A 13,310-nucleotide genomic window follows, 5' to 3' on the forward strand; every position below is an offset into this window, starting at 1 on the left:
GAGAATCAGTGCACAACGGACGAGCTCTCACATCCCGGTCGATGTAGCGTCGGGGGTCCCCGCACATCGAGGCACGCAGGAGCGCACGCATGAGCAGCAGCACCGCCCAGATCGGTGTCACCGGGCTCGCGGTGATGGGCAGCAACCTGGCCCGGAACTTCGCCCGCAACGGATTCACCGTCGCCGTCCACAACCGCACGGCCGCGAAGACCCATGCCCTGGTGGAGGAGTTCGGCCACGAGGGCTCCTTCGTCGCGGCCGAGTCCGCGAAGGAGTTCGTCGACGCGCTGGAACGACCCCGCCGCCTGATCGTCATGGTGAAGGCCGGCGAGCCCACCGATGCCGTGATCCGCGAGTTCGCCGAGCTCTTGGAGGAGGGCGACGTCATCATCGACGGCGGCAACGCCCACTTCGAGGACACGCGCCGCCGCGAACGCGAGCTGCGCGAGCAGGGCATCCACTTCGTGGGCGCCGGCATCTCGGGCGGCGAGGAGGGGGCACTGCTCGGCCCGAGCATCATGCCCGGCGGCCCGGCCGAGTCGTACACCTCCCTGGGCCCGCTGCTGGAGAAGATCTCGGCGAAGGCCGCCGACGGCACCCCGTGCGTCTCGCACATCGGCCCCGACGGCGCCGGGCACTTCGTGAAGATGGTGCACAACGGCATCGAGTACGCCGACATGCAGCTCATCGCCGAGGCCTACCACCTGCTGCGCGAGGTCGCCGGCTACTCCCCCGCGAAGATCGCGGAGACCTTCCGGACCTGGAACACGGGCCGGTTGGACTCGTACCTCATCGAGATCACGGCGGAGGTCCTCGCGCACACGGACGCCGCGACCGGCCGGCCGTTCGTGGACGTCGTGGCCGACGCCGCCGAGCAGAAGGGCACGGGGCGCTGGACCGTGCAGATCGCCCTCGACCTGGGCGTGCCGGTCTCGGGGATCGCCGAGGCGGTCTTCGCCCGCGCCGTGTCCGGTCACGGTGACCTGCGCGAGGCCTCGCGCGATCTGGCGGGACCGTCGGCGACGCCGCTCTCCGGAGCCGCCGCCGACGCCTTCGCGGCCCAGGTCGAGCAGGCCCTGTACGCCTCGAAGATCGTCTCGTACACGCAGGGCTTCCACCAGATCCAGGCGGGCAGCGCCGAGTACGACTGGAACGTGGACCTGGGCGCGGTCGCCTCGCTGTGGCGCGGCGGTTGCATCATCCGGGCGGCGTTCCTGGACCGGATCCGTGCCGCGTACGACGCCGAGCCCACGCTGCCGAGCCTGCTCGCGAACCCGGAGTTCGCCCAGGAGATCGGCGCGGCGCAGGACGACTGGCGGGAGGTGCTGGTCGCGGCGGTCCGCCAGGGCATCCCGGCGCCGGCGTTCGCTGCCTCGCTGGCGTACTACGACGCCCTGCGGGCGGAGCGGCTGCCCGCGGCCCTGACCCAGGGCCAGCGGGACTTCTTCGGGGCGCACACCTACCGGCGCACCGACCGGGAGGGCTCGTTCCACACCCTCTGGAGCGGCGACCGCTCCGAGGTCCGCACGGACTGACGCACGGCGGCGGACGGAATGACCAACCGGTGGCCGTCCACGGGCTGACGCGCGTCGCACGGACTGAGGCGCGGCGCACGCACGGACGCGCCTCGGGCTCCGAGCGGGCCCGAGGCGGCCGGGCCCCGGTCGAGCGGACCTCGACCGGGGCGGGTCCGGGCCTCAGGCCCCGATCGAGCCGAGCGGACCGGGCTGCGGCACGGGGGCCGGGCCGGGCGGCGCCGGGATCGGGTCGGGCTCGGGCACCGGTCCGGGTACGGGCGGCGCCGGCCGCGGCGTAGGCGGCTCGGGGTCCGGGAAGGGACGGGGCCCCGGCGTCGGATCGGGACCCGGCACCGGGGGCTGCGGGTCGGGACCGGGGACCGGAGGCTGGGTCTGCTCTTCGATTCGCACCATGTGTCCCACCTTCCCCGGAACCCCGGCGGTACGCCCCCCGAAACGGGGTGGGCCTATCGGCCGAGCGCGGCGGCCAGGCCCCGGGCGGGGCCCGTCAGGACCGGGATGGAGGTCGTGGCCGACGCCGCGGCGCCGGCCATCGAGCCCTGGGCGAGGAGGATGACGTCCGCGTCCGTGACGGCGTCGATCGCCTCGGCCACCAGGGCGAGGGAGCCGGCCACGTCACCCGCTTCGAACCGGGCCCAGGCTCCGGCGACCACCCGCGTCCGGACGGACACGTCGCGCGTCCCGGCCTCCTCGGCCAGCAGCCCCGCGGTCGGGGCCAGCGTGGACTCCAACGACGCCAGTACGGTGATCCGACCGCCGATCCGAACCGCCTCGGCGGCCATCGGCCGGTCCACCCGGAACAACGGCAGTCCCAGCAGCCCGGCCTGCGCCTCCACGACCGCGCCGATCGTCGAACAGGTGACCAGAACGGGGCCGGAGCACCCGCCGAGCACCTCCCGGACGGCCGGTGCCACCGCCTCCGGACCCTCGGCGCGGGCCCGGTCCAGCAACTCCGGGACCACCAGGTGCCGCAGGACGGCGCCCGGGTGATCCCGGTCGCGCAGCGCGTCGAAGATCGGCACGTGCACCGCGGACGTGTGGAGCAGCGTCAGGGACGCGCCCGTCACCACAGGTCGGAGTCCGAGGCGAGCTGCGCCTCGGCCGCCGCCACGACCTCCGCCGGGGCGACGGGCGCCCGGTCGGGGTGTTTGGCGGCCCACCTCGCGGCGTACGGGCAGAGCGGCACCACGGGCACCTCCGCGGTCGCGGCGATCGTGTAGAGGGTCTCCACCAGCCGCCCCGCGATGCCCCGCCCCTCGTGCCCGGGCTCGACGATCGTGTGGACCGCCACCAGGGCGTGGGGGTCCTCCGCGAGGACGAAGTAGGCGATGAACCCGACCGTGACCCCGTCCTCGACGGCGAGCAGCCGCCCGGCCTCACGGTCGTCCTCGAACACGATCGTCCGTTCGTCCGCCATGGTCCCGACTCCCGACTCGTCAGACGGCAACCGCGTGGGGGCTGCGCTCCTGGTCCGTTCCCGGCACCGGCGCGGAGGGGTCCGCACCCAGCTCGATGATGCGGTTGTCCGCGTCGACGTGCACGACGCGGGGCTTCAGCACCCGGGCCTCGGCGTCCTCGACCTGCGCGTAGCTGATGAGGATCACCAGGTCCCCGGGGTGCACGAGGTGGGCGGCGGCGCCGTTGATCCCGATGACACCGGACCCGCGCTCGCCCTCGATGACGTACGTCTCCAACCGCGCGCCATTGGTGATGTCCACGATGTGGACCAGCTCCCCGGGCAACAGGTCGGCCGCGTCCAACAGATCGGCGTCGACGGTGACCGACCCGACGTAGTGCAGGTCGGCCTGGGTCACGGTGGCACGGTGGATCTTGGACTTGAACATGGTGCGCAGCATGGAGTACTCCCGATGTGTCTGCTCCCTGCCCGCTCATCGCGGGTCAAGGGCCGTCCCCGGAGCGTACAACGGTTCACCTGTCCGGTCAGCCCTCCCGGTGGGGCCGCGGAATACGATGCCGCGGACGGTGGGACCCCTGGAGGATTCGTGTGGCGTGAACTCGTGGAGCGGCATGACGGCGCCGAACTGAACGCACCTGCCCCCGAGCAGGAACTACGTGATCCGGAAGCCGCGTTGGGGTAGCCGCTCCCGGCCGCGCTGCGAGAACGACAGCCGTGCCTGGGTGGCGCCGCGCCTGGAGGCGTACCTGCGCAGCGCACTGTCCCGTCCCGGCGAGGACTGGTACCGCTGACGCGGCCGATCGTCGGCGCGCCCCGCATCAGGGGGCGGCCCGGTGGGTCAGCCGGTCGGGGGGACGAACTCGGGCTGGTCGAGGAGGCGGAGCCAACTCCCGTCGGGTTGGCGGCGGACGACTTGGGCGCGGGCGCCCGATCCGTCCTTCGGCGGGGTCGAGGTGAGGGCGATGTCTCCGCTGATCAGTGTCGGCAGCGGCTGCTCCGGTTCGAAGCGGGGGCCGCCGGCCAGGACCTTTTCCCACAGCGCGCGGATCGCCTCGCGGCCCACCGTCCGGGAGCCCGGCGGATAGGCCATCACCGCGTCCTCCTCGTAGAGCGCGGCGACCCCGGCGGCGTCGCCGGCGTTGGATCGTTCGACGAACAGCCGGGTGATGTCCTCGGGGCGCATGGCCTTCTCGTACTCCGACCGGTTCCCCGACCCGCTCGTTGACTTGTTCTCCGTCATGGGCTTCCTCATTCCTCGATGTCTGATGCCTGGTGCCTGATGTGCTCGACGGTCGTCGTCGAGCCTCGACACCTCCCAGCCTGATCGATGCCGAACCAGTAGTCCAACAGCTGGATCAGCTGAGAGCTAGAATTGACAGTCATGGACCTGAGGCAGTTGGAATACTTCGTCGCGGTCGCCGATGAGCGGAACTTCACCCGGGCCGCCGAGCGGGTACACATCAGCCAGTCGGGCGTCAGCGCGCAGATCCGCCGGCTGGAGCGGGAGCTGGGCGCCGAGCTGTTCGACCGGTCGGCTCGCACGACCACCCTGACGGACGCGGGCAGGGCGGCCCTCGATCACGCCCGGGCCGCGCTGTCCGCCGCGGCGGCCGTCAGCCAGGCGGTGGGCGAGGTGACCGAGCTGATCCGGGGTCGGCTCACCGTCGGCATGGTCATCGGCTGCACCGTCACACCGCTGTTCGACGCCCTCGCCGCGTTCCACCGGGCCCATCCCGGGGTGGAGATCTCCCTGGGGGAGGACAACTCCGACCGGCTGATCGACGGGGTGCGCGACGGCACTCTCGACATGGCTCTCGTCGGGACCTCCACCGCCGCCCACGAGGGACTGGAAACCTTCACGATCATCAGCGAACGGCTCGTGGCTGCCGTGCCCTTCGACCATCCCCTGGCCCGGCGGGACGGGGTCACCCTGCGCGACCTGGGTGCTCATCCGATCGTGTGCATGCCCCGCGGCACCGGTCTGCGCGCGGTGTTCGACCAGGCGTGCGCCGCGCAGGACGTCCGGATCGGGATCGCGTTGCAGGCGGGGGCCGCCGACGCCATCGTCGACCTGGCCGTGCGCGGTCTCGGCGTCGCCATTCTCAGCGAGTCGATGGCCGCCGAGTACGCCGACCGGCTCACCGCCCGCACGATCGACGACATCACGTCCCCCGCGCTGCTCTCGCTGGCCTGGAAGACCCCGCACGGCCCCGCGGCCCGCGAACTGCTCGCGCACGCCCGGCGCGCGTTCCTCCGGTCCGGCGCCGGTCGGGAATCAGCCGGCGGGGACTCCGCCCGCTGACCGCCCCCGCCCGGGCCGTCCCACGGGTCAAGCGGCTGCGATCGGTCGCTTCAACAGCCCTTCCCGTACTGAGCGCCTCGGTGCGGCTGTCGGTGGACGTCAAGGCCCGCGCTCTGTTCGGGACGCGGTGGCCCGACTGGATCTCGGTGGGCAAGCAGCTGCTCGAAGAGGCCCAGTTTCGCGGCGAGTTGCTCGGGCACGTCGTACCGTCCGAGATCTCACGGCTGCTCGTCGGGGCCTGGACCGGGGTGCTGCTGATCACCGAGAACATCCCCGGCGGCGATCTGTCCAGGGAGATCTCCAACCTCTTCGATCTGGTGCTGCCCAACATCGCCGCCCCCGGGGTGCTGGCGGAGCTGGACACGTCCCGTACCGCGCCGAACGCCTCCTCGGCGCGGCCGCTCCGGCGGAGCCGGCCCGTACCGCCTGATCCGCCCCACCCCTCGTGCCGTGGGGCCGTCCGCAGGTCAGTGGGCCACCACCGCGTACGCGGGAGCGCCGACCCCCGTCGTGAGGACCGAGCTGTTCAGCACGACATCGGCCCGCAGGTGCGGTCGGTGGGTCGCCAGGTAGCGGTCCTCGGCCGGCATCCAGTCGTCCTCCCACAGCCGGCGCGCCGATTCCCCGTCCCTTGCGAGGCCGCGGCTCAGCCGCACCTCGCGGCGGGCGTCGCAGAACACCCGGTACGTGTACACGTGGCGCAGCCGCAGGTGGAGTGCGTGGACTCCCTCCACGATCAGCGGGGTGTCGGGCGGGAGTTCGGTCCACTCAGCGAGGCGGTCCAGGTCCCAGTCGTAGCGGCGGTACCGGACGGTGCCCCCGGTGGCCGCGGGTCGTAGCACCTGCGTTTCCAGTCGGGCGAGGTCGACGTCGGCCGCGATCGCGCCGGCGGTCCGGGGGCGGTCCGCGGAGGGGAGGTGGAAGTCGTCGACGTGGATGACGACCGCCGCGTCCAGCCGTTCGGCCAGCAGGGCGGCGAGCGTGCTCTTGCCGGATGCTCCCGGCCCGTCGATGCCCAGCAGGATCGGCCGGTCCAGCAGTGCGGCCGCCCGGGCGGCGTCCTCGGCCAGTGCGTCGATGTCGCAGATGTGCTCGCTCACGGTGCCTCCTGCTGCTGGTCGGGGGATCGGCCGTCTCGGGGGGCGAACGCGTCGAGGACTTCGTTGTCGGTGGCGCGGGCGTGGAGGAAGTAGTCGGCCCAGCAGTGGGTGCGCGGGAGGTGGGCGAGCGGGTCGAGGTGGTCCGGGCGCAGTTGCTTCGCGGCCCATCGCGAGACGGGGTCGCCGAGGACGTCGCGTGTGCCGCGACGGTGTTCGAGGAGTTCCCGGTCGGCGTTGCCGCCGACCCGGGCGACGCGTTCGCCGAGGCCGACGAGGAGGTCGAGCACCCGGGTGGGTTGGGGTCCCGCCGCGATGTCCCCGGTGAGGACGACGAGGTCGGCGGCCCGTACGTCCGGCTCGGCGAGGACCGCCTCCAAGGCGGGCAGGGCTCCGTGGATGTCCGAGAGGACGGCGACGCGTCCACCGATGTCCCCGGTCATGGCCGTCCTCCCCGCGTTCACGTGCGTACGACGCCGATCCCGTCGATCGTTCCCGACGATAGATCAAGGGGTGTCGCGGGAGAAGCGGGTCGGCGCATCGTGAACCCGGGCGGCGGGACGGGGCGCTCTCGGCCCGGCACGATCCGAGGGGGACGGCCGGGGCCTCGCGGGACGCGTCCGGCTCCGCGGGGAGGGGCGGCCGCCGGGCTCCGGCGCCCGTGGGGGGGCGACGGATCCCGGCGGTCGCCCGGGAAGGCGGGGCCTCAGGAACCCGCGCCGCTCATGGCCTCGTGGCCCGGGGGGTGTTCCGCGCCCTGCGAGGGGCCCTGCGAGGCGCCGTGCTCCGTGCCGTGCGAGGCGCCGTGGCCGGAGCCGGTCTCGACGGTTCCGCCGAGGCGCTCGCGCAGGGGTGCCAGGGCCTCGGCGGAGGCGGCGGTCACGACCCAGCGTTCTCCGACCAGGTACACGCCTCCGTACATCCGGGATTCGTCGAGCCATGCCCGCTGACCCTGGTCGGCGGCGAAGGTGGCCATCCGGAATCCCTCTTTGCCCGCCCCGCACGCTCCTTCCTTCAGTTCCTCCGCGTCGACGGTGATCTCGGGTCGGCAGTCGAGGGCGGCGGCGATCTGGTCGAGGGAGGCGGGGCGGGCGGTGGACGACGGCGTCGGGCTCGCCGGGGTCGCGGACGGCGCCGGGGCGGTCGGGGTGGACGGCTCGGCCGCGGTGGCGGCGCCGGCCGGGTGGGCGTCGGTCGCGCCCGCCCGCGCCTTCTCCTGTCCCGCGCAGCCGCCACACATCATCGAGGCGATCAGCACGGCGACACAGGGCACCAGGTGGCGGGCGGTGATCCGGGGTGAAGCTGACACGTCTCCCTCACAGGGGTCGGGGCGGGCACGGGTTCCGGCTCCGGCTCGGGTCAGCCGGTGGTCGTGGTGACCTTCTTGCCGGCGTCGTTGACCGCGAACCAGAGGCCTTGCTTGCCCTGCCCGTTGGTCTGGCCGGGCTCCTTGTCACCGGTGAACAGGTAGACCGGCCAGCAGTCGATCGTCAGCTGCTCGCTCCCGTCGGGTCGCTTGACCTTGCCCACCAGCCCTGCGGGAATTCCGGACGCCTTCGCCTTGTCCACGGGAGGGGCCGGCTTCCAGGTGTTCAGGCAGGCGTCGAGGCAGCCGAATTTCATGGGCCACGCACTGTCCTTGTTGAATCGGTAGAGGGTACGGCCCTCGGCATCCACGAGAATCTTTCCGAGCTTCTCGTTGGCGGCCACCGCGAGTTCTATTTTCTCATTTGAATTCGCGTCACCCGTTTCGTCGTAGCCACCGGCCTTGGGGGGCGCGGCCTCTTCCTTCGGCGGCTGCGCGCCCTTCTTGTCGATCGCCTTCTTGCCGTCCGCGGCCAGCGCGTGCCAGGTCCCGCCGACGCCCTCGCCCTTGGCCTCGCCCGCCTTGGCGTCCTTCGAGTAGCGGTACACGGGCCAGCCGCCGAGGGTCAGCTGCTTGGTGCCGTCGGCCCGTTCGACCGATCCGAGCATGCTCGGATCGATGCCGGCGGAGGCCTTGGCGTCGTCGGCCGACACCACGGGCCAGGTGGTGGCACAGCCACCCTCGCAGTTGGATTTGGGGGGCTTGGGCGTGTCCTTGTCGAAGCGGTAGAGGGTGGCGCCGGCGCTGTCGGTGACCACCTTGCCCACCTCCGGGATCTCCCGCAGGGCCAGTTGTCCCGCCGGTGCGGCCTTGGCCGCGGCCGCCGGCTCGTCGCCGTACCCGGATCCCGCGCCGGCCGCCGGATTCGCGCCCGATCCGGGCACCCCGTAGCCGGCTCCGGATCCCGATCCGGCTCCCGAGTCGTATCCCTTGCCGATGGCCTGACCGGCTCCCGCCGGCTGTACGGAATCCACCGCGCGGTCCGAATCCCCGCCGCTGCAGCCCGCCGCCAGCATCAGTACCGCCATCACCGATCCGGCGGCTGCCGTCCCACGATGCCTGTTGTTCACGATCACTCCTTCGGGTCCAGCCCGGTGTTTTCGCTTACAGGCTTATTCATAAGGCCTGTGGGGCCAACTGAATTCAGAATCAAAGGATTTTGTCAGATCGCGCCAAACGTTGAACTCGATTTCCGGGCGGTTGTCTACCGCGTGCTCATTCCTGAATGCGGAGTGCGAGCGCGGGGCAACGGCGGACGGCGCGGAGCGCCTTCGGGCGCAGCCGTGCGGGCACCGGCATCACCGCCATCGCGGGGAAGCCGTCCTCGTCCAGGCGGACGACGTCGGGCAGCAGGTCCACGCAGAGGCCGTGCCCCCTGCACAGCGTCCAGTCCACGACGAGGCGTTCGGGGCTCTCGTCCTCGGGCAGGGGCAGCGCCCCCAGGACGCGGCGTCCGCAGCCGCTGCCGAGCGCGTGGTCGCGGAACTCGTCGGGGAAGACCGCGAGCGCGGAGGCGACGAATCCGGCGGTTCCGTCGGGGTGGCTGCACGCGCCGCGGCGGCGTACGCCGCGCATCCGGGCCTGTACCGCGTCGAGGGCGGCTCCGCCGCCCCCGGCCACGAGGGCGTCCACGGCGTCGGCGAGCGAGGGCAGGCCTCTGGCGCAGGGGCCGCACTGGCCCGCGGACTCGCCGGCCATCCAGCGCGTCACCCGGGCGACTTCGCCGGCCGGGCAGGTGTCCTCGGGGAGCGGCAGGACCGCGCCGGCTCCGAGCACCCCGTCGTACGAGGTCAGGGATTCCCGGGAGAGCGCGGCCAGGCGCGCGGACGCCGGGGGCAGCCACCGGCCGTGGTAGCCGCCGATCAGGACGCCCTGGCCGGGGGCGGTGCCGCACAGTTCCAGGACGTACGCGAGGGAGGTGCCGAGCGGGACCTCGACGGCGGTGGCGCCGGCGACGGTGAGCATGACGGTGCCCGGCTCCTTCTCGGTACCGACGGAGCGGTAGTCCTCGACGCCCAGTCGGGCGGCGACGGCGATCTGGGCATACGTCTCGGTGTTGGACAGCAGGGTGGGCATGCCGCTCAGCCCGCGTTCACTGGTCCGTACCTTCTGCCCGTTGGGCAGTGCGGGGCCGCCGTCGATGCCGTTGATGAGGGAGGTGCCCTCCCCCGTGACGAAGCGTTCGGGCAGTCGGGACACGCGCACCCGCCGGCCGGCCGGGCCCCGTTCGGCGACGGCCTCGCGCAGGGACTGTTCGACGTCGTCGCGGGTCACCCCGATGACCACCTCCTCCGCGCCGAGCGCGCCCGCGGACAGCAGGGCCCCGTCGAGGACCAGGTGCGGCACGTGCAGCAGCACCGCGGTGTCCTTGAGGCAACTGGGTTCGCCCTCACTGGCGTTGACGACGACGGCGCAGCGTCCGTCGCCCGCCCGGGCGGACCGGGCGACGGCACGGAGCTTGCGGGCGAAGGGGAAGCCCGCGCCGCCGCGGCCCCGCAGGTCGATGCCCTCGGCGAGTTGCACGAGGTCTTCGAGACCGTACCGGGGCAGGTCTCCGTGGACGGAGAGGTGGGCGGCGCGATCGAGCCGCGCCATGACGTCGAGTCCCGCCAGCAGTCTGGGCATGCCCACACAGCCGAGTGCCGGGCGCGGCAGATCGGTCACTGCCGCCCCCGGCTACCGTCGAAGGGCCCGCCGGGCCTTTCGGTGGTGACTTGGGCCTGACTGGGGATGAACACGGTTCCGTACGCCGGATAGTCGGGTTCGGGTGGGGATTCCGGTCGGGCCGCCGTCACCGGGCCGGCGGCTCCCCGTTGGATGAGGAGGGTGTCCGGCACCGGGCCCGGTCGTGGCTCCCGGCCGGCTCCCTGGCCGGCGTACGAGGGCTGACCGTACGAGGGCTGGGCGTACGGCTCGGCGTACGGCGGAGGGTAGGACTGGGCGTACTGCCGGCCGTACGGCTGTGCGGGCGCCTGTTCGGCGCGCGGTGCGGGTTCCTGGTCCCAGTCGGGACGTGCCTCCGGGAGTTCGTCCGACTGCCGCGCCAGGCGGGCGGTCAGTCGGGACGCGGCCCACTCCGCGGGCCGGCTCACGAAGGGCCCCGGGTTCCGCGGCGGCGCCTGCTCGGGGGCTTTGGGGCCTTTGGCGCCTTTGGGGCTCGGGGGAGTTCCGCCCGGCGGCCGGTCGGGGAGGGAGCGCAGTCGCCGACGGAGCCTGATGACGAGTACGGCGGCGACGCCGAGCAGGCAGAGGCCGTACGCCACGGTCACCCAGCCGCTCGCGGGGCGGCCGGCTTTGAGCCCGTGCACCAGGGAGGCGCCCCAGGCCGGGTACGCGCCCATGTGCAGGGCCCGCCACCAGATGGAGCGGCCCTTGGTCGCGAAGGCGCTGCGGACCGCGCCGGAGACCGCCACGGCGATGAAGAGGTAGCCGGCGAGGGTGCCGAGCCCGACGCGCAGGGGCTGGACCGGGTCCGCGAAGGGGACGACCGCGGAGGCGGCCACCGTCTGCGACTTGGCGATCTTGACCCAGATGTGCAGGCCGAGGAAGCCGAGTCCCGCGACGGCGAGGCCGCGGTGTACGCCCTGGGCGACGAGCCGGTGCCCGGACGAGAACAGGGTCCGGTCGGTGGCCGCCAGACCCCAGAGCACGGTGGAACTCAGCGAGACGAGCGAGAGCACGCCCGCACCGAAGTCGAGGAAGTTCCAGAAGTCCGTCAGGGCACCGGCCTGCGCCATCACGACCAGGGCCGCCAGGGCGGCGAGCGCCGCGAGGGTGATGGCACCGGGGTGCGGGCCGCCGGCGGCGGACAGCAAGGGCGGCCGCCGTAGGGCCCGCTTCCCGGCGGCTGCGGCGGCGACCATGCCGGCGTGCCGTCTGGTGCTGCGTGCCCGGTGTGAGCTCGGCGTACGAGGCGTGGACAAGGGCATGTAGTTCTCCCATACGCCCGGGCTCCGAGCACTCCACCTCGCGCTCGGCGCCCGGGGACTGTCGTCGGAACTGCTCCGCGGCAGGCGGGAGATGGTGCCTCGCCGGCCGGGAGCGGGGGCCGGAGTGCAGAAGCATCGTGGACCTTCGCAGCACCTCCACGGGATTTATCGAAACGTGATAATTTCTGGCCCCCGCGCAGTCATCGACTCGAACATCCCCGGAAGATTCCCTTCCAGTGGTGCGGTTGCGACGAGGTTCACGCCTTGTCCGCCGCCACACCTCCCCGTTGGCAAAATCTAGGCAAGGTCGCGGGACTGCAAGTGGTTGGCATGCTCCTGGAGGGAGTACGAGGCGCTCAACTCCCCCGTCGGCACTGACGTCGACGGGGAGGAGGACAGCCCCTACAGGCTTGTCACCCTCCCACGGGGCAGGCCATACCCCGGCATGAACGAGGTAACAATGTGCGAACTTCTGAACCGCATCTGGTCCCGCCCACGCGGCGAATGGACCCGGGTCCTGCGAAAGGAACTACCCGCGCTGGCCGCGGGGATCGTGGAGGAACTGCGGAGCGACATCCCCGGTTTCTCCACTCTCATCGAGGACATCGACGACGAGGTCGTCAGAGAGCACGTGGAGTCGGCCCTGCTCACGGTCCTCGGTTACCGCGAACCGCCGGTAACACCGCAGGATGAGGCAGCAGATCAGATGCAGTCGGCCCGGCAGACGGAGTCGACCCGAAACCCCCGGCAGCAGGACGCGGACGCGCTCTTCCCTCAGGACGCGCACGGCGGCGGCTCGTTGCCCACCCTCAAGGCAGTCCCTTCCCAGGGATTCAGCACAGGGCCCGAACGCGCTCGACGAGAGCTCTTCGCCGCTCTCACGTCTGACATGCCCATGTCCGAAATAGCCCTGGCGGAACTGGCCGGGGCGGCCCGCTGGCCCCTGCCCGCCTCCGTACGGGCCATCGCCCTGGCCTCGCCCGGCGAAACCCAGCAACTCGCGGCCGTCCTGGACGACGCCCTGGCCGGACTGGTCAACGGCCAACCCTGCCTCCTGGTCCCCACCCCCGACCCCGAGGCCCGCACCACACTCGAAGGCTCCCTGCGCGGCCGATTCGCCGCCGTCGGCCACCCCGTCCCACCCCGCGACACCGCCTCCTCCCTCCGCTGGGCGGTACGCCTGCTCAACCTCACCCCCACCCGGTCCGGCCCCGACGCACGCGCCGTGTTCGTCGACGACCACCTCTCCACCCTCATGCTCCTCCAGGACGAACCCCTGGCCCAGGCCCTGGCCGCACGCTGGCTGCGCCCCCTGGCCGACCTCACACCCCGCCAGAGCGAACGACTCGAAGTCACCCTCCTCGCCTGGCTGGAAGGCGGCGGCGCACCCGAAGCCGCCAAGGCCCTCAGCGTCCACCCCCAGACCGTCCGCTACCGCATGCGGCAACTGGAGAAGCTCTTCGGCGCCGGACTGCGCGACCCCCGCACCCGCTTCGAACTGGAGATGGCCCTGCGCAGCCGGCGCCTCATGGCCCAGGTCAGGCGCCAACACTCCCGAGTGACCCGCAGAGCCCGCGTCGTCACCGCCGAATTCCGTCCACCGCTCGGCGCCGGACGCATGGCCCGCGTCAACGGCCTCTAGGCCCCCCACGGCGAACACC

General features: G+C 72.5%; 13 protein-coding genes and 1 pseudogene. 4 read left to right on the top strand and 10 right to left on the bottom strand.

The window, feature by feature from the left end:
• The first annotated feature begins 89 nt into the window (after nt 1-89).
• Entirely contained in the window at nt 90-1,535 is a 1,446-nt protein-coding gene (gene gndA / locus OG906_RS06840) for an NADP-dependent phosphogluconate dehydrogenase (protein WP_267798513.1), read from the top strand.
• A gap of 449 nt (nt 1,536-1,984) precedes the next feature.
• Here the strand turns inward: gndA and OG906_RS06845 are convergent, their stop codons facing one another.
• Genes OG906_RS06845 through panD form a run of 3 tightly spaced genes read right to left on the bottom strand, consistent with a single transcriptional unit; the run spans nt 1,985 to nt 3,394 of the window.
• Nucleotides 1,985-2,608, bottom strand: a complete 624-nt coding sequence (locus OG906_RS06845; RefSeq protein ID WP_402306726.1) for an aspartate/glutamate racemase family protein — start codon at nt 2,606-2,608, stop codon at nt 1,985-1,987.
• A complete protein-coding gene (locus OG906_RS06850; protein ID WP_329440946.1) occupies nt 2,602-2,955 on the bottom strand; it encodes a GNAT family N-acetyltransferase in 354 nt (117 codons plus the stop codon). The genes OG906_RS06845 and OG906_RS06850 overlap by 7 nt, the downstream gene beginning before the upstream one ends.
• 19 nt (nt 2,956-2,974) lie before the next feature.
• Nucleotides 2,975-3,394, bottom strand: a complete 420-nt coding sequence (panD, locus tag OG906_RS06855) for an aspartate 1-decarboxylase (RefSeq protein WP_030870250.1) — start codon at nt 3,392-3,394, stop codon at nt 2,975-2,977.
• Nucleotides 3,395-3,611: 217 nt separating this feature from the next.
• Here panD and OG906_RS06860 point away from each other — a divergent pair, with 217 nt between their 5' ends.
• Complete coding sequence (locus tag OG906_RS06860; RefSeq protein ID WP_329440949.1) at nt 3,612-3,746, top strand: hypothetical protein; 135 nt, start codon at nt 3,612-3,614, stop codon at nt 3,744-3,746.
• Nucleotides 3,747-3,793: 47 nt separating this feature from the next.
• Here OG906_RS06860 and OG906_RS06865 read toward each other — a convergent pair whose 3' ends face one another.
• Nucleotides 3,794-4,195 carry a YybH family protein gene (locus OG906_RS06865; RefSeq protein WP_267798509.1) on the bottom strand — a complete coding sequence of 134 codons (402 nt, stop codon included), beginning with the start codon at nt 4,193-4,195 and terminating at the stop codon, nt 3,794-3,796.
• A gap of 141 nt (nt 4,196-4,336) precedes the next feature.
• Between OG906_RS06865 and OG906_RS06870 the strand changes: the two genes are divergently transcribed.
• A complete protein-coding gene (locus OG906_RS06870) occupies nt 4,337-5,257 on the top strand; it encodes a LysR family transcriptional regulator (protein WP_329440951.1) in 921 nt (306 codons plus the stop codon).
• 467 nt (nt 5,258-5,724) lie between these two features.
• Here the strand turns inward: OG906_RS06870 and OG906_RS06875 are convergent, their stop codons facing one another.
• The 6 genes and pseudogenes from OG906_RS06875 to OG906_RS06900 form a co-directional block, all read right to left on the bottom strand.
• Nucleotides 5,725-6,357, bottom strand: a complete 633-nt coding sequence (locus tag OG906_RS06875; RefSeq protein ID WP_329440952.1) for a uridine kinase family protein — start codon at nt 6,355-6,357, stop codon at nt 5,725-5,727.
• A 38-nt stretch (nt 6,358-6,395) separates the two neighbouring features.
• Nucleotides 6,396-6,785, bottom strand: a pseudogene (locus OG906_RS06880) (metallophosphoesterase family protein); the annotation flags it as partial.
• A 275-nt stretch (nt 6,786-7,060) separates the two neighbouring features.
• Complete coding sequence (locus OG906_RS06885; RefSeq protein WP_267798505.1) at nt 7,061-7,663, bottom strand: hypothetical protein; 603 nt, start codon at nt 7,661-7,663, stop codon at nt 7,061-7,063.
• Between the two features lie 50 nt (nt 7,664-7,713).
• Nucleotides 7,714-8,790, bottom strand: coding sequence for an SCO0930 family lipoprotein (locus tag OG906_RS06890; protein ID WP_329440953.1), 1,077 nt, complete (start codon nt 8,788-8,790; stop codon nt 7,714-7,716).
• Nucleotides 8,791-8,935: 145 nt separating this feature from the next.
• Complete coding sequence (locus OG906_RS06895; RefSeq protein WP_267798503.1) at nt 8,936-10,345, bottom strand: NADH-quinone oxidoreductase subunit NuoF family protein; 1,410 nt, start codon at nt 10,343-10,345, stop codon at nt 8,936-8,938.
• Between the two features lie 35 nt (nt 10,346-10,380).
• Nucleotides 10,381-11,649: a hypothetical protein gene (locus OG906_RS06900; RefSeq protein ID WP_329440955.1), complete on the bottom strand. Its 1,269-nt coding sequence runs from the start codon at nt 11,647-11,649 to the stop codon at nt 10,381-10,383.
• A gap of 460 nt (nt 11,650-12,109) precedes the next feature.
• Here OG906_RS06900 and OG906_RS06905 point away from each other — a divergent pair, with 460 nt between their 5' ends.
• Nucleotides 12,110-13,291: a PucR family transcriptional regulator gene (locus OG906_RS06905; RefSeq protein WP_329440957.1), complete on the top strand. Its 1,182-nt coding sequence runs from the start codon at nt 12,110-12,112 to the stop codon at nt 13,289-13,291.
• Nucleotides 13,292-13,310 lie beyond the last annotated feature (19 nt).

Origin of the sequence: Streptomyces sp. NBC_01426, from assembly GCF_036231985.1 — a bacterium.
GTDB lineage: Bacteria > Actinomycetota > Actinomycetes > Streptomycetales > Streptomycetaceae > Streptomyces.